This window comes from Cohnella fermenti, from assembly GCF_004801405.1.
Lineage (GTDB): Bacteria > Bacillota > Bacilli > Paenibacillales > Paenibacillaceae > Cohnella > Cohnella fermenti.
In genome coordinates this window covers 416,339-438,343 of record NZ_SSOB01000001.1, presented here as the reverse complement: position 1 = coordinate 438,343, position 22,005 = coordinate 416,339, and the positions used below count along the sequence as shown (strand labels likewise).

Below are 22,005 nucleotides of genomic sequence, written 5' to 3'. Positions count from 1 at the left end.
TCCGCCTACTGATCATAAATTGCTTGGTAACGCCCAAAGCCTATCGTCGCATTTTTGCCAATGTGAATTCGTTCTCCGGCTGCAAGAAGCGGCGTAAAGGGGGTCAGGTCTCCCTCGTATCGAACCCAGCCCTCAATTGCGGGAAGGCTCAGCTTGTCACCTTCTGCCCGGTTAATCGAGTATCTCTTGAAGTCAACGGGACGCCACCGCTCCGCTGCTGTATGGATCTTGGAGGCGGCCTTCAACAGGTCTTCCTCATTCCATTGCACATGCTTGTCCGTATACGCCTGCGAGAGCAGAGACAATCGCCGGGTCAACGACTGGATCAGGTCGACGAAGGACAGGGAATTTCTCAACCGTCGATTCACCAGAAGCCTCAACGGATGGTCGAATCGCAACAATACCGACCTCGCTCGCCTCTGCTCCAGCGGAATCGGCATCGGCTGGCAGTTGCGAAGCCAGGTCCTGCCGTCACTCCAGATCAACGTTCCTCGAATGGGATCAACAATCTGCTGAAGCCGGAACGGCATCCGGCCAGCCCCCCAGCCTTGCCTCCTGTCATCCTGTAAGGCATCAATGAAGAAAGCTGCCTGCTCCGACGTCCTTCCGATCAAAGTGATCTCGAACGTCATTCGCTCCCCTGCATGCCAGATCTCCTTATCACGAACAAGCGGACGAAGCACATAGGGATTGACAGCCCCGCCCTCATTGCCCGGCGAACAGAAGTGAAGCGCATAGGAACACTCCTTCGACAAAGTACACCTGTGACAAGGGAGATTCGGATGCTGACAGGCATATTCCCTGAGCCGATGGCCGATCACCCCCCGAATCGTGGAACCCAGATAGGCCGGAAGCCGACCTTCGCTGTCCGCCTCGTAGATGGCATGCAGGGTCAACAGTTGAATATGATCCAACCTAGCGACCTCCTCAGATCAAATCTTTAGTAACATTCTTGAATCCATCGATCGACAAAAGTTGGTAATTTATTCTTTTATTCTACATTCCGTCTGATCTTCCTGCTATTAAAGCGTTATCTTCTCTAACTTGGTGACAACAGGAGGTTAAATTTCTCATTTGGAAAAAGAGGATGTAATCCCCTGTATGCAAATGGTAGAATAGAAGCGCGGCTGATCTCTGGTGCGAATGGCAAGCTCACATGATTTTCCGGGGGGATTCGCACCACGCGCCACGCTTGGGCTGGCGGGTTTTTGATGGGATTTTCAGCTTCTTTTGGAGGTCTTGATTTCGACATTCGCACTTTTGCTGCCCGGAGCCCTACTCCCGCAAGGGCTCGCTACAGGCGCTGTCGCAACCCGTATGGGTTGCGTGGATTGAAATTGTTATTGCGCGTTCTGTCATGCGCTCTAATGCGGTCGCAACCCGTATGGGTTGCGTGGATTGAAATGGTTACGTAGTCGCACCATTTTACGACCGGTCGGCGGTCGCAACCCGTATGGGTTGCGTGGATTGAAATTTTGACGGATCAACCGCGACACTTGCCAATGTCCCGGCGTCGCAACCCGTATGGGTTGCGTGGATTGAAATAGATAATCATTGTCGTGATCCCAGTGTGCCAGCTCGTCGCAACCCGTATGGGTTGCGTGGATTGAAATGTCTCGAGGGCGTTTTTATTTTCACGGAAAGGGAGTCGCAACCCGTATGGGTTGCGTGGATTGAAATACGTCTCGCGAAGGAATTGGACGACGCGCGCGGGTCGCAACCCGTATGGGTTGCGTGGATTGAAATTCCTTGATATAAAATTCGTACTCACGTAACCACTTGTCGCAACCCGTATGGGTTGCGTGGATTGAAATTCGCACCCCGACCACATTCCAGGCCCCCGGCCTGGTCGCAACCCGTATGGGTTGCGTGGATTGAAATAAACGATCCTCCGCCACCTTTTCCGGAACCTGCGTGTCGCAACCCGTATGGGTTGCGTGGATTGAAATTTCGCGTACATTTCGCCGTCTCCTTCGTGACCGTGTCGCAACCCGTATGGGTTGCGTGGATTGAAATGCGAATCGTCAGGGAGTGGTGATGATGGCGCAGGTCGCAACCCGTATGGGTTGCGTGGATTGAAATGAGTTGGACGCTCTACCGTGGGATGATGAGAGGTGTCGCAACCCGTATGGGTTGCGTGGATTGAAATCGCGTCTCCGCAGCATTCGGGACGGCTGGGCCGATGTCGCAACCCGTATGGGTTGCGTGGATTGAAATGCCGAATCGAACATGGGAACGATGGAGTTTTACGACCGTCGCAACCCGTATGGGTTGCGTGGATTGAAATTATATTTGGAGATAAGTATTTCCATTTTTATGAGCGTCGCAACCCGTATGGGTTGCGTGGATTGAAATGTGGTGTACTACCCGAAACTCGTGACGGACACGAGTCGCAACCCGTATGGGTTGCGTGGATTGAAATAGCCTTGCCGTCTTCAGGTGCCCGTACTTCAGCTCGTCGCAACCCGTATGGGTTGCGTGGATTGAAATTCCATGGACCAGTCATTCTCGCCACGGACCAAGGTCGCAACCCGTATGGGTTGCGTGGATTGAAATCGTTCCTCGGACGAGCTTATGCCAGATGAGATTCGTCGCAACCCGTATGGGTTGCGTGGATTGAAATAACAGTATATTGAGAGGGCTAAGGCCAAGGTGTGGTCGCAACCCGTATGGGTTGCGTGGATTGAAATTCGAACCAGAATTCGACCGGCGCGGCCGTCTCCTGGTCGCAACCCGTATGGGTTGCGTGGATTGAAATCATTTCTGGCGATAGGTAAAGAGGCTCGCCCAACTGTCGCAACCCGTATGGGTTGCGTGGATTGAAATTGGACCTCGGTCAACCCTGGGCGCTCAAGCGCTTCGGTCGCAACCCGTATGGGTTGCGTGGATTGAAATCTTGCCCTGGATTTTGATGGGCATCCGCTCCAACGTCGCAACCCGTATGGGTTGCGTGGATTGAAATAGCTACTACGGCCTGGAGTGCCGCGTCGCCGTCGTCGCAACCCGTATGGGTTGCGTGGATTGAAATGGCGCTGGCGAAGAAATCCCACTATGCTGGTAACGTCGCAACCCGTATGGGTTGCGTGGATTGAAATGACGGCTTCGACGTTGGCCGCCCGTGACGCATCGGGTCGCAACCCGTATGGGTTGCGTGGATTGAAATTTTTTCACAACGGAGCATGGCCGATCGCAAATTAGTCGCAACCCGTATGGGTTGCGTGGATTGAAATATCGTGGACGTCGGCATCGGTAAAGCGAACTGGGCGTCGCAACCCGTATGGGTTGCGTGGATTGAAATAAACCAGAAAAAGAAGAAGGCGCATCACTCCTCGTCGCAACCCGTATGGGTTGCGTGGATTGAAATCACGGATGGCTAATCGCCTCCCATACCCAAATTTGTCGCAACCCGTATGGGTTGCGTGGATTGAAATCTTCTGGCCGATCAGTTGCGAGAGGAGATTAATCGGTCGCAACCCGTATGGGTTGCGTGGATTGAAATGCAAACCATTCGGCAAGGATGTCTCTGATTTCGGTCGCAACCCGTATGGGTTGCGTGGATTGAAATATCATCTTAAGCGCGAGCTTCGTCATGAGGTACGTCGTCGCAACCCGTATGGGTTGCGTGGATTGAAATCTTCCTCGCCATTCGTAATAACACAAACGATCTGCCCAGTCGCAACCCGTATGGGTTGCGTGGATTGAAATCTATTCCGGATTCGGCAAGCGGCTCCAGTCGCTCGTCGCAACCCGTATGGGTTGCGTGGATTGAAATTTCCATCATCCGGCGCATCCGCTCCTCATCCGACGTCGCAACCCGTATGGGTTGCGTGGATTGAAATGAGGTGAGCCCCGTCACCACGCCGGCATATCCGCGTCGCAACCCGTATGGGTTGCGTGGATTGAAATGAGATCCGGTTCCGGGCAACGAATACCATCACCTGTCGCAACCCGTATGGGTTGCGTGGATTGAAATCCTCTCCGGCAAATACCGCACGCTGTGCCGCTGTCGTCGCAACCCGTATGGGTTGCGTGGATTGAAATACCTTCCCATAGCGACGTGTCACGCGCTTGACATGTCGCAACCCGTATGGGTTGCGTGGATTGAAATATGATTGGTTGCCTCCTCATCAAAACATGGTCATGTCGCAACCCGTATGGGTTGCGTGGATTGAAATCAAAAATCGTACTTGGCCAAACAAGTCCAAGTAAGTCGCAACCCGTATGGGTTGCGTGGATTGAAATTACCGGGACAATCGCCTGACGATACCGGATGACGTCGCAACCCGTATGGGTTGCGTGGATTGAAATCCAGATGCCAGAACAGCAGCCAAGAAGAAGCCGAAGTCGCAACCCGTATGGGTTGCGTGGATTGAAATATTCACCTACTGCCCGGCGTCAATAACATAACCGGTCGCAACCCGTATGGGTTGCGTGGATTGAAATGTCACTGGCTCTGCGCCTGCGGTTGCCTCCGGAGTCGCAACCCGTATGGGTTGCGTGGATTGAAATATCGGCCCACTCGGACCAGATGCGAACGCCGTTGTCGTCGCAACCCGTATGGGTTGCGTGGATTGAAATCAGGAGTGGATCGGTTATGGGGCCGCGTATCCGTGTCGCAACCCGTATGGGTTGCGTGGATTGAAATCTATAACCGAAGCCTCACCGTGGAGAATCTGGAGTCGCAACCCGTATGGGTTGCGTGGATTGTATACCGATTCCACTTTTCCCCATAACTCGTGGCAACCCAAACAGGATGTGTGGATTGAAATCCTAGTTTGATTAAGGTAACCTTATTCATATATCTCATTCCGTATGGGGTGTGTGGATTGAAATCTGCAATATTCCAAATTGTAAGCACCGAGTAATCGTGTCACAATCCGCATTTTCTATGTGAATTTTTCTTACAAAAGATACGGTGAGCCCCCTCCCCTTTATAATGCAGCACGTTAATACTCCCTTTATCTTTTCAAATTGAGGTGTGTTATGGATGACAAAGTGAATTACTGGTTAGAGTTGGCTGAATATGATATCGAGACTGCAAAAGCGATGCTAAGTACCGGCAGATACTTATATGTTGGTTTTATTTGCCACCAAGTGATCGAGAAGACTATAAAGGCAGCAATTACAAAACTTACTCAAGAAGCGGCCCCACGTTCACACAATCTGTCCATCCTTGCAAGAACCTCTGGCCTTTACGATAAAATGAGCGAAGAACAGAAAGATCTGTTAGACCTTTTAGAACCACTGAATGTCGAGGCTAGATATCCAACTGATAAGGAACGAATTATGAAATCGTTAACATTGGAAAGGTGCAAAAAAATTCTCAGCCAAACCGAGGAGATGAGAATATGGATAGTAACTCAGTTATAGAAATCGCAAAAAACTACGCCGAATTGGTTGCAAATGAATTACCAGTAACGAAGGTCATTCTATATGGCTCACAGGTCAAAGGAAATCAAAATAATGACAGTGATATCGATATCGCCGTAATTGTGGACCGAATTGATGAAGATTTTCTAGACACAGAAGCGAAGCTCTTTCGTCTAAGAAGAAACCTGGATTTAAGAATCGAACCTATTTTATTAGAAGAACAGAAGGATAAAAGTGGGTTCATCAACCAAATTATTAATGACGGCTATGTATTGATAGGGTAATCACAATGAAATTGATTTTTAAGAATATCCTACTGAACAGTTACTTCTTACGTGCCCATTTTCATTTTGCGCCCCTCCTTCCCGACGATACACGTCTTCATGCTAACTTGTAATAACAACAGCTACTTATTAGCATAGAAGTCACTGCTTCTCTTATAATCGACGTTGGAATTTGAATGGTTTCAACTTTGTAAATACGCGGAATTCTCTATGGCAAGTGATAGCACGATTTTCTTTATAGCCATACCCGTATTTGGTAAATGAAGGTGCATCCCCCTGTATATCGATGGTAAAATGATTCTTGATCTGCATAAACGCAGGCTGCCATAATAGCGTACTTTCGGTTTAATGCCTTGGTGCGAATGGCAAGCTCACATGGTTTTCCGGGGGGATTCGCACCACGCACCACAACTGGGCTGGCAGGTTTTTGAGGGGATTTTTAGCTTCTCTTTGTGGTCCTTATTTCTCCATTCGCACTTTTGCTGCCCTGAGCCTTACTCTCGCAAGGGCTCATCTGCGGCGCTGTCGCAACCCGTATGGGTTGCGTGGATTGAAATCAGCCGATCCACTGGTTGCCCACGTAGTAATTCAGTCGCAACCCGTATGGGTTGCGTGGATTGAAATTCAAGTTCCGCGATCGTGCTGTCTATCCAGTCGATGTCGCAACCCGTATGGGTTGCGTGGATTGAAATCGGCGGTAGATCGTCCGCATGAGCTGAACTTCCCGGTCGCAACCCGTATGGGTTGCGTGGATTGAAATGTGCGAACGAGTTCTCGCCCCGGAATCCGTTGGGTCGTCGCAACCCGTATGGGTTGCGTGGATTGAAATCTCTAGCCCTTTGTCGTTCGGCTTCAGCCGATCGGGTCGCAACCCGTATGGGTTGCGTGGATTGAAATTCTAGGTCGAATGTCTCCTCGTTTTTGATCTCCTCGTCGCAACCCGTATGGGTTGCGTGGATTGAAATTCGGATTTGGTTGTTGATGCTACTTCGGCTACGGCGTCGCAACCCGTATGGGTTGCGTGGATTGAAATGTGGACGAGATCATCAGCGCCGGCACGGTCAAAAGTCGCAACCCGTATGGGTTGCGTGGATTGAAATATTTTCAAAGTGGATGTTGAGGATGTGACATACGTCGCAACCCGTATGGGTTGCGTGGATTGAAATCCGAAACCGCAACTGGATGTTGCATCGGATGGCACGACGTCGCAACCCGTATGGGTTGCGTGGATTGAAATGCGATTGGCTGCGTGGTCGTTTACGGCGTGATCGCGGGTCGCAACCCGTATGGGTTGCGTGGATTGAAATCACTTGTTGGCCGGAGTTTCCGGCGTGTTGCCGCCGTCGCAACCCGTATGGGTTGCGTGGATTGAAATCCATTAACTACTGCCGGCACGTCCTTGTACATCGTAGGCGAGCTATACAAGTTGAACTAGGAAACTTAACGGACTCATCTGTTTCGATGCCCCACGCAATGTGGACCCAGGTCACGAAATGTAGCCGGAATTTCATGTTTATTCATTCGTTCTGGGCCAGACGAGACCAACGAATGTGAAATTTCACATAGCCGGGCAGTCGATCAAGTACTTCCGGTCCGCAGCGATATGCGGTTTTAACTTACTGGGATAGATTCATTCGTTCAGCTTATATAGTCACGGACCACCCGTTCAACGGGTGGCTTGATTTTGCCCCTATAAGGGGCCTGGTACTGGCAACGCCTAAAGGCGTAGTTTCGCAAGCCATTTTCGCTTGCTGCCCCTAAAGGGGCAGCATTATTGCTTTTTATCTTCGAGTTGATCCGCTTTTACTTGGTTCTGGATGTATTTGCGAATCTCAGCCTCATTTCTCCCTACGGTGTTTACGTAGTATCCCTTTGCCCAGAAATGTCGGTTTCCTTTCTGGCGGTACTCGGGATGCCGATCAAATATCATCAGTGCGCTTTTCCCTTTCAAGTAGCCAATAAACTCCGACACACTCGTCTTTGGCGGGATTTTGACACAGAGATGGATGTGATCAGCACAGACGCTTCCTTCTACAATCGCGACTTCTCTGTACTCGCACAGCTTTTTGATAATTTCGCGAATATCATTTCGCAATTCCCCGTACATGACCTTGCGCCTGTATTTGGGGATGAATACGATGTGGTACGTGCAATCCCATTTCGTATGTGATAGACTCGAATTGTCCATGGATGCCCTCCTCTGCTGCTGACTTTGGCCTGCGAAACCGTAGCCAGTATAGCAGAGGAGGGCTTTTCCGTCATCGGCATCGGCTCTTCCTATTCCGTTCTCCCACGCATAGCGTGGGGCTTAATCTGGAGTTAACCCTCCCCGGGCTTCATTGACTATTCCATCGCGCTGCCCCGGCCTGCATCTTGAGTTGTGCGGATGACGGCGCAATGGTCCGGAACAACAAGCTTGACCTCTCCGGCTCTGCACTCCAAGCGAATCTCGCCTTCCGGGGTAGGGATGGCCAGGCGGAACCATTCCAGCGAATCCGGAATATGCGGGTCAAAGGCAATGAACGTCCACCCCGGAGCAAGCGGAGAGAGGCCGGCAATCTCTTCAATAAAGAGCGGGATCGGCGAGCTTGCCCAGGGATGGCACAAGCTCGTATTCCACTTCAGCTCCTTGGACCAAGTCTCGAAGCAGGCGGTGGCTCCTTCCTCCAGCATCGTGTTCCAGGAATGGAGATCCTCCGACACGATCAACTCGTAGAGCAGATCGTATTCACCCGCCGCCGCCAAGGCCTTGAGGACAAAGTAAGCCATATAAACGCCGCAACTGAGACGTTTCCGGCGAATCAACGCCACGATAGAATCCCGCGCCTTCTCCGGTGCCAGTCCGAAGAGAAGAGGCAGCGCATTGGCGTGGAGGGAGCAATGCTCCGACTCGGCCGCGTCAGCGAACAGTCTTCGATCTTCTCGATAGAAGCGCTCGCGGAAGGAATTGCGGAACTCCGCCAGCTCCTGCAGGTCGGCCGGGAGCCCCAGAGCTTGCCGGATCTCCTTCACCGCCTCCAATGCGCCGTAATAGAAGCTGTTGATCACATTGTGGCAGCCGTCGGCATGACCGTTGGCAAGGTTGAAGTCATAGCCATCCCGAAGGTTGTCCGGCCAATCGACCAAATTCCACTTCCCGTTGACGGAATAGAGCAGTCCGTCCTCCCCCAAGTATTGAGCGAAGTATCCGATTACCCCTTCCGCTATCGGAGCCATGGAGCGGAGAAAGGCCAGATCTCCGCTCATTCGATAATATCGCAGCAGTTGCATCGGCCATTGCAGGGAGAAGTCGGCTATCTCCTGCATGTGGTGACCGGGAGCCACAGCCATCAGTCCCGGACACACCTCCTCGGCCAGAAGGGAGAATTCCTGCAGCGCTTTCCGATACATACGCAGGTCTCCGGACAAATAAGCGTGAGCGTGGGTAATGACGGTATTGTCGCCCAGATACTGCCCCTTCTCGCGAGAGGGGCAGTCTACGTAATTTTCTTGCGTGCCGTACCGAATTCCGTTGGCGCAGATTGCCCAGATGGCATTGAGGCGGGAGCTTGAGGACTCGAACCGGCAGGCTTCCTCGGGATAGGGATAGTGACGAACCACGGCTGCTATGGACGAGACCGGCAAGCTCACCTGCGGGCTCTGCGGGCCGGCAACAATCTCGGCATAGCGGAACGACTTGTAATCGTACGCCTCCAGCTCCTCTTCCTCGCCCGACAGAATCCACGTGTCCCGATAGACGCAGCTGCAGCGCATTTTCCAACGTACCCGCCCCTGCTCGTCCAACTCCTCGCCGTATCGGATCTCGACACTCGCGCCGACCGGCCCGGTGACGACTGCTCGGACCTGGCCGGTCAACAGAGTGCCGAAGTCCAGGAAGACGCCTCCTTCTATCGGTCGAACCGTAGAAGGATATCGCTTGTACACTTCCACAGTCGGTGTCGGCTGATTCACCAGGCTATGCCCGTGCTGCGGATGAACAGTTGCCGTCGGCCAGGCAGAATCGTCAAACCCGGGAGTTCGCCAACCCTTGCTTCGTTTCCTCAGATCCACATTTTCTGCAAATTGGGTGTTGTAGCCGACGATCTCCGCCTCCCCGTATTCTTCCGCCCGAGAGTATCTCCAGCTCTCGTCGGTGGCCGCGAGCAGCCGACCGTCTCCCCAGAGCTCGGCGATCATCCCCTGTCGGTTATCCCCGCTGCTGTAGGAACGGCAAATGAGCCCGTGGTAGTAGAGATGAACGGCAATGACGTTATCGCCCGGCTGCAGGTAAGAGCTTATCTCATATTGATTATAGTAATAATGATGAGAATAGCTCTGTGCCGGCCCCTGACCTGCCAAACTCCCATTAATATAAAGCTTGTAATAATCGTCTGCGGTTATTCGCATCCAGGCTTCGCGGCATGTCTTCTCCAGCCGAACGCGCTTGCGTACGAGCATATGCTGGTTCGCCAACGTCGGTTCATGACCGCTTAAGCTCCGTTTGTCATGCTCCCTATGATAAACAGGAAGCGGTTCAAGCCGAATCAATCGCGGGTCCGCTATCCACTGCCCGTGCCATTCCCCATGCCGCGGTTCGCTATCGTCCGCGCAGTCCCCGCACCTTCCGCCCTCCTCGATCGGCCGTTTATCCATATTCATGGGCTGCCCGATTCCGGCTCCTCGCAAGCCTCCTCAATTGCCGCCACCACGGACTTGGCGGACACGAGCCTCCCGTTCACGTCGAAGCCCTTCACCGTCACCGTATGCGTGCCCGGCTCCATCCCAACGGAAGCGGCAATGCTCGAGCCGACCCATTGGAAGCTCACCGGAACACCGTCTGCCAGCACCTGTACCGTCTCCTCCGGCACCGGAATCTCGCCCTGCACCAGATTGGCGGTAATCGTCACCGTGCCCGCCGTTACCTCCTGGCCATGAGCCGGAAGCAGGTCGGCAATCTTGCTGTAGATGCCCGTATCCGGTTGGGTGTACACGCCCAGGTTCCGTACCCGGAAAGACAGATTTTTCTCCGTTGCGGTGTTGAGCCCAATGCTGAAGCTGCGGATCTCCTCCGGGTCCAGATGGAAGTTGTCGTCCGGAGTGCCGAAGGAGGAGAAGTCCGACCAGGGAATCTTGAACTGCTGCCAGCCCCCGACCGGATTCAACCCGTTCAGCGTAAAATATCCCGCTCCATTGCTCTCGTACATAAAGCTCCGGACCACAACCCCGGCCACCGGTTCGGGGAAATAAACATCGAATACCACACCCTCCGTGTCCGCGAAGCTTGCATTGTCCGGCAAGACGAAGTTCGGATAGGCCCACTTGTCCCCGTCCCCCATCTGCAGGTCGAATTGAATGACGCCCGACTCGGGGGAAGATGTGGTCAACGTTGTACCGCTCGAGACATTGTTGTCCCAGAGTCCGGGCTGGTCGTAATCGGGCACAACCAGACTGGGCTGCACAACGGTCACTTCATTGGAAGCGACCAGAGCAAGCGATCGCGACGTCCGATCCCCGCCGATCTCCGCGGCGAATACCACAGGAGCTCCCGCATCCGCCAACACTTGGCTGCTTCCCTCCAGCGTGAAGGCAAGCGTCTCCTTGCCGAAGGGAGCTACCGTTACCGACTGCGAGGGGGCGGCCAGGCTCCAGCCGCCGTATGCAGCTCCGTATACAACGCCGCTTACCGTCGTATCGTTGAAGTTGTAGACGTCCACTTCAATCGTCGTGGCGCTTGTCCGGTCCAGCAGATAGCCCTTGCTCTTCGCTTGCTCGGCTCCGGCTGCAGGATAACGCTGGGTCAGCACCACCCGGTCGGCAGCGGACAGCTCGGCGGGAGCGGCGAAGCTCTGGCCGTAATAGGGAGCCGTCAGCCCGCCCACATCCCCGGACACGCGCAAATACTGAATATCCGGCCCCGCAGTCAGAGCGAAGCTGCCGTTAGCCGAAGCAAGCTCCGCATCATTGCCCATAATGTCCGTAAGCATGCCTTGAGCATAACCCGTCTCCAGAGCAAACGGCGTGCTCTCCTCGCTCCAGAAGGCGACAACGCTGTCCGTTCCGTCCCGGAATACGTAGCTGTCCACTCCTTCCGGCAGTCCCGCAAGCTTGCCCATATAGGTGCCTTCGCCAAGCGCATGGGTGATGGCGCTCTGAGCGTTCACCCAGGCATAGGGAGTATGCTGCGCCGTGAAGCTGCCCCAGGAGAGTCCCTTCTCCATATAATGGGGGAAGACAAACCAGAAGTGCTTATCCACCCCCATGGCCAAGGATTCCACCGCAGAGGTGGACAAGTATCTCGCCTGCTTGCGCATCTGCTCCATCGTCAGGTTCTCCTCGCCATCCTGCAAGCTTAGCGAGACGCCGACCTCGGAGGCGTAGATGCGTTTATTTGCCAACCCGTAGCCTTCAATGAACTCCTTATTCACCTGGAAGGTGGGAGGCAAGTCGATAAGCTTGGTGTCGGTGTCCCCCTTGCGATGGCCGTGGAAGTTGTAAATATCGACATAATCGTCGGCGTCGTTCTGCATCAAGAGGTCCACATAGCTGCCCGGAGGGTAAGCGATGCCCGCCAGAGACACTAACGACGAAGTCCCGGAATCCCGCACGCCCAAGGCGCTGGCTTTAAGGTAAGCGGCATACTGGTCCGCCGTCTCGCTGTCGGCCGTATAGCCGATGTCCGGCTCGTTCCAGAATTCCCAGTCGGCTTCGGCCCCGTACCGGGCGGAGGCCGTCTTGGCATATTGATAAGCGGCCAATAGATCATTGGGCAGCTTCTTGCCTTCCTCCTTCGTCCAGGCCGGAGCGCTGTGGCCCATCTCCAGCACCCGGATGCCGTTGGCCGCATATGCCGCATTGTACGCATCGTAGGTGCTGAAGTCGTCGGTGCCGTAGACGGCGCCGACCGTTCCCCACGGCAGCCGTTCCCGAGCATACTTCACCCCCGTCAGCCGCAGGGCCCGGGCATAGTCGCCGATCTTGTCCTTGGACACCAGGAACCCGCCCGCGACATCGACGGCGAACGGAGTTGCCGAATAGGAGGCGCGTTCGCTCTCGTTCATGACCACGGAGAGGTACTCCTTCAATACCCGGCCATTGCCGTCCGCCTCTGCGGTGACGGTATAATGGCCTCGGGCCAACGACGGCAGCTCGAAGGTGTAGACGGAGGCGCCCGGCGGAAGCGCTGCACTTCCCGACAACACCGTTGCCCCGTAGTAGTCGGCGACGCTGTACACCACTTCATGCACACTCTTCGTCTCCTCAGTGAAGCGGATCGTCACCTCCTTCGTGTCTTGCTCTTCGAACACATGGTTCGGAGCGTTGGCGGTAATTCGCGTCAATTCCCAGGGAAGCTTGGCAAGCTCGAAGTAATCCAGGAAGAAGAAGACTCGCCCGTCCGAGGAACGGCCGTTCAGAATCCGGAAGGAGATCGTATTGCTCCCTTCCATCAGGATGACAGGCTGCAGCTTGTACTTGTAGAAAATATTGGCCGGCGTGTCGATCTGCCCGATCTTCACCGCATCCGCCGTGGTCACGTCGGCGTACTCTCCTTCGTTCACCTTGAGCTGGTAAGGGGAATGGTTGCTGTTGGACAGCGGCGAGGCCATAATCTCCAGACTGTACGCGCCCGCCTCCGGGACAGATACGGTATAGCTCACAATGTATCCGCTTGCAGGAAGGGTTGAGGTAGCACTCTTATATTGAAAATGATCCTGGTTGCTGATTTCGGTTGTTTTAATATTGGTCTTGTCACGTTCGGTTAGGCTTACCGGCGTTTGATTCGCATAGGAATAATTCTCGCCCTCCACCCGTATCGCTGCGCTCTCCGCAGCCGCAACGGGGGCGGCTTGTCCCAACAGGGCCAGAATCCATATCATAGCCAGCCACTTCTTCACCTTAATGCCCTCCTCCGGTTTATCCGTATGTTCTCTGAGCTATAAACAAACGGCAAACGGCAGCAAGAACGGATGACCAGGTCCATGCTGCCGTCTGATTCATGCTGCCGTTTGCTTCCTCGCCGTTACTTCAAGATAGCTCCGTTCTCAAGCAGCTTCGCCTGAAGCCGGCGAACGTCCAGCGCTCCCGGAGTTACCTTGCCCGCTGAGGACAAGGCGGCTGCGGTTCCGGCCGCTTCTCCGAGAGCCATGGAGATGGACATGACCCGGAGGGAGGACAATGCCTCGTGGGTAGCCGAGATCGCCCGCCCGGATACCATGAGGTTCTCCGGCCCCTTGGCCGGGAGCATGCAGCGGTAAGGAATATCGTAGGACGTGCCCTTCTTGAGCTTGACCGTCTCCGTGTCCTTGCCCAGAGGATCGTGGATGTCCATCATATAGTGGGCCTGGACGACCACATCCTCGAACTGCCTCAGGCCCGTGACATCCTCCCCCGTCAGCGTATACACGCCATCGATTCTCCGGGTCTCCCGGATTCCGATCTGCGGAGCGACTCTCAGAAGATAGCACTTCTCGAAGCCGGGCAGGTAATCCCGGAAAAATTCCACCGCCTCCTCCGCTTGAACTCGGCCCTCCAGCTCCCCTCTGGCCAGATCCTCGCCAAGCGTTCCATTCACCATCGGAATCCGGGTGAAGTTGGCGAATACGACGTCGGGCTGACCCGGCAGGTTCCAGCAGATGCCGAGGTTCTTGCGGGGAACATGAGCCAGATAGCCGGCTTCCTTGGCTCTGGCTACCTCCTCCCGGTAGCCTTCCAGAATCAAGTGCCGCTTGCCGCTGATGTGCCCCGGAGCTCCCGGCTCGGGCATCATGGTATGAATCGCCGGCACCTTGTCCGCGTCTACGCCTCCCACGGCGAAGATCATCGTGCCCGGCTGCGTCAACCCGTCATGAACGCGGCCGAGCCGGAAGTCCGCCCCCGCCCGGACCGCCACGTCTCCGTCTCCTGTGGCATCCACGAACACATCCGCCTTGATCGCCTGTCTGCCGGACTTGCTCTCCACGATGACGGCGTCAATCCGGTTGCCCTTCATGACGACATCCGTCACGAGAGTATGAAGCCGCATCCGGACCCCCGCTTCCGTAAGGTCCTTTAATTGCTGGAAGATCATCCGCTCGGGGTCGAACGGCTCGAACGCATCGGATTTGATCAGAGCGCCCTGCCTATACAACCGCTCCCGCAATTCCCGGAAGATTCCGCCGATGATCATCCGCTCCCCGTCGTGGAATCCGCTGGCGAAGGCGGTGACCATGGAGTTGGTGGCGACTCCTCCGGTAAATCCGTAACGCTCGATGAGAACGGTCCGCGCTCCGCTCCGGGCGGCGGCCAAGGCAGCGGCATAGCCTGCAGGCCCGCCCCCGGCCACAACCACATCGGCCGTCTGAACCACTTGAATGTGCTGCTGCGGCATTAGAACATACATGGAGATCACTCGTTTCTTCTGTTGATGGCTGCCGGGATGAAGGAGGCCGCTCTCTCGCTCTCTCGCTCTCTCGACCTCACGACCTCACGACCTCACGACCTCACGACCTCACGACCTCTCGAGCTCTCGGCCCCTCGATTTTGGGCCCCTCGCTACTCCAACTGCGCCTTATTCTGCTGGTACCACTCGTTGGCCAGCTTGTTCACATTGTCCCCGCCCAGACGACTCCACTCCTTGCGCGCCTCTTCCATGCCGGCCTCGGCAGTCATACTGGAGCCGCCCGTCACAATCTTGGCTTCGATCTGCTCGGCAATCGGGTTGAAGGTAGCGATAAGCTGGCTCAGCTCCGGAAGGTCCGGGCTGTACGGAATATCCCGGCGGAACTTGTTCTTCATGGCGACAGTAAGCGAATTGGCCCTCTCCTTGGCGTATTCCTGGGACAGCTCGTCGGTTGCGGCCATGACGGAGAACCATTCCGGCTTCAGCTCATACTGATTGATCACGGCGTATTCCTTGGCATACTGGACCTCCGTGCGGAACTTCTCGGCATCGATGATTTGCGGAGCGCCGTCGACCGTCTTGTAATGGACGTTCTCCTCCCCATATCTCAGCGGCTTCCAGCCCGTCTCCAGCATCCAGTCCAGGAACTTGACGGCGGCCTCGATCTCGTCCTCCTTCATCTTGCTGTTGAAGCTGACCAGAATATTGGGAATTGCGGACTGAAGCAGCCCGTTCTTGCCGAACTTGGTCGTGAACGGCTCCAGCGCGGTCATCTGTGCGTCGGGATCATTGCTCTTCAGATCCTTGAACAGGCTCTCCATATCCCAGGAACCCAGGAAAATCCCGGCCTTCCCCGTTGTCCATAATTGCGTGGCCCGCTGGGCGCTCTTGTCCGTGATGTATTCCTGATCGAGGAGGCCCTCATCGTACAATTGCTTCTGGAAGGCCATGCTCTCCATGTAGCGATCGCTGATTCTGCCGAATTCCAGCACGCCGTCCTCCAGGTACCACTGGCCCCAGTGGGCGGCGAACAGGTTGCGCATAACCGTAGGCCCGTTGGAGTTGAACACGATCGGAACCGTATCGGCCTTCCCGTTGCCGTCGAGATCGGCTTCCTTGAACTTGCGAGCCACCTCGAAGAACTCCTCCGTCGTCGTCGGCGCCTGCAGCCCGAGTTTATCGAGCCAATCCTGCCTGATCCACATGCCGGCATTGGCGACCGACTCCACTCCGCGCAGGCTGGACACCGCATACATCTTCCCGTTGACCATCAGATACGGCTTCAGCTCGGGATGCTCCGCCAAGTAGCTTTTGAACGTGGTACTGTACTTCTCGATATACTCGTCGATCGGTTGAATCGCGCCTTGGTTGGCCAACTGGGCAATGTAATTCCGGTCGTATTCCCAGATGAGGTCCGGGGCGCCGCCGGAGGCGATCAGCGTGTTCAGCTTGGTCTGGGCTTCGTTGCGCGGCACGGGCACCCAGCTCACGATGGCAGGCCCATTCTCGTTGATCCACTTGGTCCAACGATTGTTCTCATAGTTGCCTTCGGCGGACACGACCTCGCCGCGATCGTACATGGAGATACTGATCTCCGTCTTCGGCTCGGTTGCCGCCTGACCTCCCCCGGAAGCCCCCGTGGAGCTCTCCGCGGAGGAAGCCCCGTTGTTGGAGCCGCACGCCGCAAGCGCGGATACGGACAAGCAAGCCGCCAACGCCAGCGCCCCCATCTTCGTCCCTGTTGCCAATTGCATCATCCCCTTATATTGGTAATCTTCCATCTATATCAATAGGGCGAATCGCCCCCATGATATCAGCCCTTAACGGAACCGATCAACACGCCTTTGACAAAATGCTTCTGTAAAAACGGGTATACGCACAGGATGGGTGCAATCGCGATCACGACGGAAGCCGCCTTGATTCCCTCGGGTGTGAGCCTGCTATTAGAGACGCCTTCGCCTCCTCCGCCGTCCAACAGACTCGCATCCACCTGCTTGATAATCTGATAAAGCTTCAGCATCAAAGTGTGCAGGTCGGAGCTGGTAATGTACAGCATGACGTTAAAGTAGGAATTCCACCAGCCGACGGCGTAGAACAGCGATAATGCCGCCAGAATGGGCTTGCACAGCGGCAGCACAATCTGGCCGAGAATCCGCCAGTTGCCTGCGCCGTCAATGGACGCCGACTCCTCGATCTCCTCCGGAAGCCCCTCCATGAAGCTTTTCATCACAAACATGTTGTAGGTGCTGATCAGCCCGGGCAGCCACAACGCCCAGTAGGAATCCATCAAGCCCAAGGATCGGATCAGAATAAAATTGGGAATAATGCCGGACACGAAGATCATCGTGAAGGTAATAAACAGCAGGAGCGGCCCCCGGCCGATCAGGCGCTTCCGCGACAACGGATAGGCGGCCAGCACGTTCATGATCATGTTCAGCAGCGTTCCTACGGCCGTTACGAAGACGGTGTTGCCCATGGCATGAATCAGTTGCCCGTCCTCGAACAGCCGCTTATACGCTTCCGTGTTGAATTCCACCGGCCAGACGAACACCTCCCCGGCCGTAATCGCCCTGCTGCTGCTGAAGGACGCGGATATCTCATAGGCGAAGGGATAGAGCGTGCACAGCGACAGAAGCCCCAGAAAGACATAGTTCAACGCGTGTCCCGCGAACGACCTCGGGGACAGCCGCGACCCGGCTTGCTTCATCCTACCAAAGCCCCCTCTCTCCGAAGAGCCGAATAATCCGGTTCACGCCGACCACCAGAATCAGACCGATCAGCGATTGGAACAGTCCCAATGCCGTGGTGTAGCTGTAATTCATATTCTGCAACCCCACCCGGTACACATAAGTGCTGATGACATCCGCCACGTCCAGAACGGAATCGTTCTGCAGGGCAAGAGTCTGCTCCAAGCCAACATCCATCATGCTGCCCATTCGCAGAATCAGCAGGATGGCAATCGTGCCGCGAATGCCCGGCAGCGTAATATGCCAGATTTGCCGAAGCTTGCCTGCCCCGTCGATCCTGGACGCTTCATACAGTTGCGGATCAATGGACGCCATGGCCGCCAGATAAAGAATGGTGCCCCAGCCGGCCTCTCTCCATATGGAGGATGCGGTGTAGGCGACCGGCCACCAGGCGGACTTGGCCATAAAATAGATAGGCTCGATGCCGAACACATGCGTCAAGACCAGATTGACCACACCGGTGCTGGGCGATAACAGCGCAATCAGAATGCCGCCCAGAACTACCCATGAGATGAAGTGCGGAACATACAGCAGGTTCTGCACCAGACGCTTGTAGCCCTCCACTCTCACCTCGTTCAGAAGCAAAGCCAGCACAATGGGCACCGGGAACCCAACTGCCAGGCTGTACACGTTCAGCAGCAGCGTGTTCCGCAGCACCCGCCAGAAGTCCGCGCTTCCGAACAGCATCCTGAAGTTGTTCAGGCCTACCCAATCGCTGCCCACAATTCCATCGACGAATCGATAGTTCTTGAAGGCGATAATCTCGCCGAACAAGGGAGAATACTTAAACAGCGCATAAAATACGATGACGGGAAACAGCATCAGATATAAGGATCTATCCCGCCTGAGACCCTTCCGCACACTTACTTTCAACTCTCTCTCACCTTCTCCTGACATTCGATTGTTCCGGTTGACAGCGTCATCGTAACGGATAACCCCCTCTGTCGAATACAGACCGCTTCCCAAATCGGGCACATTTCTTGGTTTTTGGGGCTTCACTTTTCTTGCAGTAAGGTGATTTTTTTGGTTTAAGCAGCGAAAAAGCCCGTCCGACGCCTCTTGAAGGAAGCGCGGACGGGCTTTGATTGGTCGGAGCGAGGCTTACGGCTACGGACTGGAAGGGCCCAGCACCTGCTCGCGATATTCGGTTGGCGTCAGCCCCGTGTACTTCTTGAAGGTACGGGTGAAGCTGCGGGTATGCATGTAGCCGATAGAGTCGGAGATGTCGCTGATCTTGATGGACTTGTCGCCGAGCAGCTTCTTGGCCGCTTCAATCCGGATTTTGATCAGATAGTCGATGAAGTTATCCTCCATCTGCTCCTTGAACAGCTTGCTGATATACGTCGGATGAAGATCAAACTCCTCGGCCAGCCGGTCGAGGGATAATCCGCTGTCCCGGTAATTGTCCTGGATGTATTCCAGAATGCGGCCGACATGCTCGTTCTTCCCTCGCTGGCTGCGCCTCTTCTCGATCTTGTCGGCAAAACCAAGAAGCACGGCTTCCACCATCTGCTCCGTCTCCCGCCAATTCTCGCAGCGGTTAATCCGTTCGTACAGGTTCCCGATCTCATTCAAGGTCTCTTCCGTATCCATCCCGATCGATTCCATTGTTTGAGCGGCCCGCATCACCAGTTCGAACGAGAACTGGCGAAGCAGATCCGGGGGAAGGTTGCTGCTCACCGCTTCCTGGAACGTCTCTTGCACATAGGGAATGCCCTTCTCCAGCTCGCCCCGCTTCAAAGCGTCCACAATCTTGTCGATCATCCGGACCATCCGATAATAATCCTGATTGTCCGGCGCCTGAACGTCCAGAATGGAGATCACTCCGTGATTGCCCGCTACCTTCTTGTAATGCAGAGCCTGCTGCGACTCGGCATACGACAGGGGAACATCCTTCAGCTCCCGGTATCCCCTTCCCAAGCCGGCGATGACCGTCAGTCCGATCTGGCGATTCATCACGTTAAGAATCTGCTCCAGCAGCGCCATCGCCCGCAGATGGTTCTGCTCCTCATCTCCTTCCGCGAAGCTGAACACGATAACGACCCGGCCTCCGCCCAGATCGATGGCCGCCCCGGCGTTCTCCGTGTTGATGATCTCTTCGGCCACATTGCACAGAGCATAGGCGTACAAGGTTTGATCCCGAGGCTGAAGCTCTCCTTCCTTGCTGATCTCCGCCGTACACACCACATACCATTCGGGGAAAAGCCGGCTTCCGGTGAAATCGAGATGAGGCGCTATAACAGCGAAGTCCGTCCGGTATCCCGTCAGCACATCCATGACGGTCCGCCACTTCAGCATCGGCTTCGAATCCCGAAGCTGCCGCTCCAGCTTGTCCCGATCCACGAACATTTGATCAAGGAAGCTCTCCAGGTAGGATACGCCCCGCGCAGCGGATTCGGGCGCTCCGGCAACGATCGGCCGGCCGTGCCGGGACAGCTTGCCGAGCATCCGGTCAATCGGGCTGAAGGTGCGCCGGTTGATGACGAAGAGAATGACAAAAGCCGTGATGAGCAGCACAAGCGCCAGCATAATCAGCAAATTCCGGGTGACGACAAGCGGCTTGTACATCTGGCTCTCCGGCACAATGTTTACAATCTTCCATCCCGTATAGGAAGAAGTGATATACGATACCGTCTGCTTCACACCGTCCACCACGGCACTGTACGTCCCGCTGTCGGGACCCGTCACCATCTTCTTTATGTAGGGAAGCTCGCTCATTCCGCTATAAAGCATGGAAGCATCGTCATGGACGACCACCTGTCCGGTCTTATCCAGAATAAACGTGTGCCCCGCCGCTTCTTCCTCATACACATCGTGGATCATCCGGTACAGCACATCCACATCGATGTTGGCCGCCACGACCCCCGTGCGGAATCCGGGAGCGCTAATCGGCGGGTACGAGCGGATCAGCGTCACCACATCCCGATTGATTTTGCCATCCCAGATCTTATGCGTCGTCAACCACTCGAAATAATCCGGAATCTCCAGGTAATCCTTCATCCAGCTGTTCTCCGACTGCTCCTTCGTCGTATAGAATTGGTCGGACAGAATGCTCCCGCTCTCGGCGGAATACGCCATGATGGAGGAGAATTGCAGGTTGTTGTTCAGGAACTTGGTCAGCTTGGCGCTCAAGGCGAAGAAGTTATCGTTCTTCTGGGCATTGTCCATGTAGCTGTCGTTCATGAAGTAGACGAACTCAAGCTCGCTCGTCAACTGCAGCAGGCTCGATTCTGTCTGCTGGAACGATAGCTCCATCTTCTGATCGATCTGCTTAAGCAGCGCCATGTTCGTTGTCTTGAGCTGCTGCTCCAAGCCTCCAACCGTGCTCTTATACGAGAAGACAAAAGCAAGCGATATGACGGCCAAGAACAGACTTCCATAGATCAGCATGATCTTCCCCGAAACGCCGAATTTCATCATATTAGCCTTCACAGCCTCCTCAATCCCGGTTTCCAATCACGCCCAGGAATCCATCCTTCGACAAAAACGCGGAATTTAGTATAATTCCACATCTTCTCCTGTGTTCCTGCCAGGGGGCCGATTGGGAGAAGAGGGTGTAGTGCCCAGTACCCGACGCTGCCGCAACCTGTACGAGCCCGTGGATGGAATGGTCGATCCCCTTAACAGGAGGTAAATCTTCTCACTTGGAAAAAGAGGATGTCATCCCCTGTATGCAAATGGTAGAATGGAAGCGTGGCTGATCTCCGGTGCGAATGGCAAGCTCACATGATTTTCCGGGGGGATTCGCACCACGCGCCACGCTTGGGCTGGCGGGTTTTTGAGGGGATTTCCAGCTTCTGTTGGAGGTCTTGATTTCGACATTCGCACTTTTGCTGCCCGGAGCCTTACTCCCGCAAGGGCTCGCTACAGGCGCTGTCGCAACCCGTATGGGTTGCGTGGATTGAAATTTTGATAATTTGGCACATTGTTAAGCCCTCCATTGTCGCAACCCGTATGGGTTGCGTGGATTGAAATTCTTATGCGATCTCTGGAACCTTCTCGGCTATGGGTCGCAACCCGTATGGGTTGCGTGGATTGAAATCGACTTCTACATTTCCGACGGTGCCCGCTGATTGGTCGCAACCCGTATGGGTTGCGTGGATTGAAATAACGCTCCCGTTCCAGCCGGAGAGCCACAATTCCGTCGCAACCCGTATGGGTTGCGTGGATTGAAATGTTTCGTGATCGAGGTAACGGAACAACTGCATTGTCGCAACCCGTATGGGTTGCGTGGATTGAAATCAGTATC

11 protein-coding genes and 3 CRISPR repeat arrays (1 of these 14 running past the window's edge) are annotated in these 22,005 nt (G+C 55.0%); of the genes, 2 read left to right on the top strand and 9 right to left on the bottom strand.

Annotated elements, in window-relative coordinates; genetic code table 11:
* Nucleotides 1–5 precede the first annotated feature (5 nt).
* A complete protein-coding gene (gene cas6 / locus E6C55_RS01595; RefSeq protein ID WP_136368004.1) occupies nucleotides 6–914 on the bottom strand; it encodes a CRISPR system precrRNA processing endoribonuclease RAMP protein Cas6 in 909 nt (302 codons plus the stop codon).
* Nucleotides 915–1,305: 391 nt separating this feature from the next.
* A CRISPR array of direct repeats spans nucleotides 1,306–4,711; the repeat unit is 33 nt; unit sequence GTCGCAACCCGTATGGGTTGCGTGGATTGAAAT.
* A 272-nt stretch (nucleotides 4,712–4,983) separates the two neighbouring features.
* Between cas6 and E6C55_RS01590 the strand changes: the two genes are divergently transcribed.
* A complete protein-coding gene (locus E6C55_RS01590; protein WP_136368003.1) occupies nucleotides 4,984–5,370 on the top strand; it encodes a HEPN domain-containing protein in 387 nt (128 codons plus the stop codon).
* Nucleotides 5,349–5,654 carry a nucleotidyltransferase domain-containing protein gene (locus E6C55_RS01585; RefSeq protein ID WP_136368002.1) on the top strand — a complete coding sequence of 102 codons (306 nt, stop codon included), beginning with the start codon at nucleotides 5,349–5,351 and terminating at the stop codon, nucleotides 5,652–5,654. Before E6C55_RS01590 ends, E6C55_RS01585 begins: the two co-directional genes overlap by 22 nt.
* Before the next feature lie 524 nt (nucleotides 5,655–6,178).
* Nucleotides 6,179–7,029: direct repeats of the CRISPR family, unit length 33 nt; unit sequence GTCGCAACCCGTATGGGTTGCGTGGATTGAAAT.
* Nucleotides 7,030–7,425: 396 nt separating this feature from the next.
* On the opposite strand, the gene tnpA is transcribed toward E6C55_RS01585, so the two are convergent.
* The 8 genes from tnpA to E6C55_RS01545 form a co-directional block, all read right to left on the bottom strand.
* Nucleotides 7,426–7,842: an IS200/IS605 family transposase gene (tnpA, locus tag E6C55_RS01580; protein WP_136368001.1), complete on the bottom strand. Its 417-nt coding sequence runs from the start codon at nucleotides 7,840–7,842 to the stop codon at nucleotides 7,426–7,428.
* Nucleotides 7,843–7,997: 155 nt separating this feature from the next.
* Nucleotides 7,998–10,292 (bottom strand): family 78 glycoside hydrolase catalytic domain, encoded by a 2,295-nt coding sequence (locus tag E6C55_RS01575; protein ID WP_211093503.1) that lies wholly within the window; start codon nucleotides 10,290–10,292, stop codon nucleotides 7,998–8,000.
* Entirely contained in the window at nucleotides 10,289–13,525 is a 3,237-nt protein-coding gene (locus E6C55_RS01570; protein ID WP_136368000.1) for a hypothetical protein, read from the bottom strand. Before E6C55_RS01570 ends, E6C55_RS01575 begins: the two co-directional genes overlap by 4 nt.
* Nucleotides 13,526–13,650: 125 nt before the next feature.
* Nucleotides 13,651–15,009: an FAD-dependent oxidoreductase gene (locus E6C55_RS01565; protein ID WP_136367999.1), complete on the bottom strand. Its 1,359-nt coding sequence runs from the start codon at nucleotides 15,007–15,009 to the stop codon at nucleotides 13,651–13,653.
* Nucleotides 15,010–15,161: 152 nt separating this feature from the next.
* Nucleotides 15,162–16,757 carry an extracellular solute-binding protein gene (locus E6C55_RS01560; protein WP_230986462.1) on the bottom strand — a complete coding sequence of 532 codons (1,596 nt, stop codon included), beginning with the start codon at nucleotides 16,755–16,757 and terminating at the stop codon, nucleotides 15,162–15,164.
* A gap of 65 nt (nucleotides 16,758–16,822) precedes the next feature.
* The gene (locus tag E6C55_RS01555; protein ID WP_136367998.1) at nucleotides 16,823–17,716 is read right to left on the bottom strand and encodes a carbohydrate ABC transporter permease; all 894 of its coding nucleotides are present in this window, start codon (nucleotides 17,714–17,716) and stop codon (nucleotides 16,823–16,825) included.
* A gap of 1 nt (nucleotide 17,717) precedes the next feature.
* Entirely contained in the window at nucleotides 17,718–18,629 is a 912-nt protein-coding gene (locus E6C55_RS01550; RefSeq protein ID WP_230986461.1) for an ABC transporter permease, read from the bottom strand.
* A 234-nt stretch (nucleotides 18,630–18,863) separates the two neighbouring features.
* On the bottom strand, nucleotides 18,864–21,173 hold the full coding sequence (locus E6C55_RS01545) for a helix-turn-helix domain-containing protein (RefSeq protein ID WP_168735396.1): 2,310 nt from the start codon (nucleotides 21,171–21,173) through the stop codon (nucleotides 18,864–18,866).
* A 458-nt stretch (nucleotides 21,174–21,631) separates the two neighbouring features.
* A CRISPR array of direct repeats spans nucleotides 21,632–22,005; the repeat unit is 33 nt; unit sequence GTCGCAACCCGTATGGGTTGCGTGGATTGAAAT (it continues 1,322 nt past the right edge of the window).

Bases quoted from the DNA above. Each gene is read 5' to 3' on its own strand.
- E6C55_RS01585 (WP_136368002.1), top strand. From the start codon at position 5,349: ATGGATAGTAACTCAGTTATAGAAATCGCAAAAAACTACGCCGAATTG.
- E6C55_RS01555 (WP_136367998.1), bottom strand. From the start codon at position 17,716: ATGAAGCAAGCCGGGTCGCGGCTGTCCCCGAGGTCGTTCGCGGGACAC.
- E6C55_RS01575 (WP_211093503.1), bottom strand. From the start codon at position 10,292: ATGAATATGGATAAACGGCCGATCGAGGAGGGCGGAAGGTGCGGGGAC.
- E6C55_RS01590 (WP_136368003.1), top strand. From the start codon at position 4,984: ATGGATGACAAAGTGAATTACTGGTTAGAGTTGGCTGAATATGATATC.
- E6C55_RS01565 (WP_136367999.1), bottom strand. From the start codon at position 15,009: ATGTATGTTCTAATGCCGCAGCAGCACATTCAAGTGGTTCAGACGGCC.
- E6C55_RS01545 (WP_168735396.1), bottom strand. From the start codon at position 21,173: ATGAAATTCGGCGTTTCGGGGAAGATCATGCTGATCTATGGAAGTCTG.
- tnpA (WP_136368001.1), bottom strand. From the start codon at position 7,842: ATGGACAATTCGAGTCTATCACATACGAAATGGGATTGCACGTACCAC.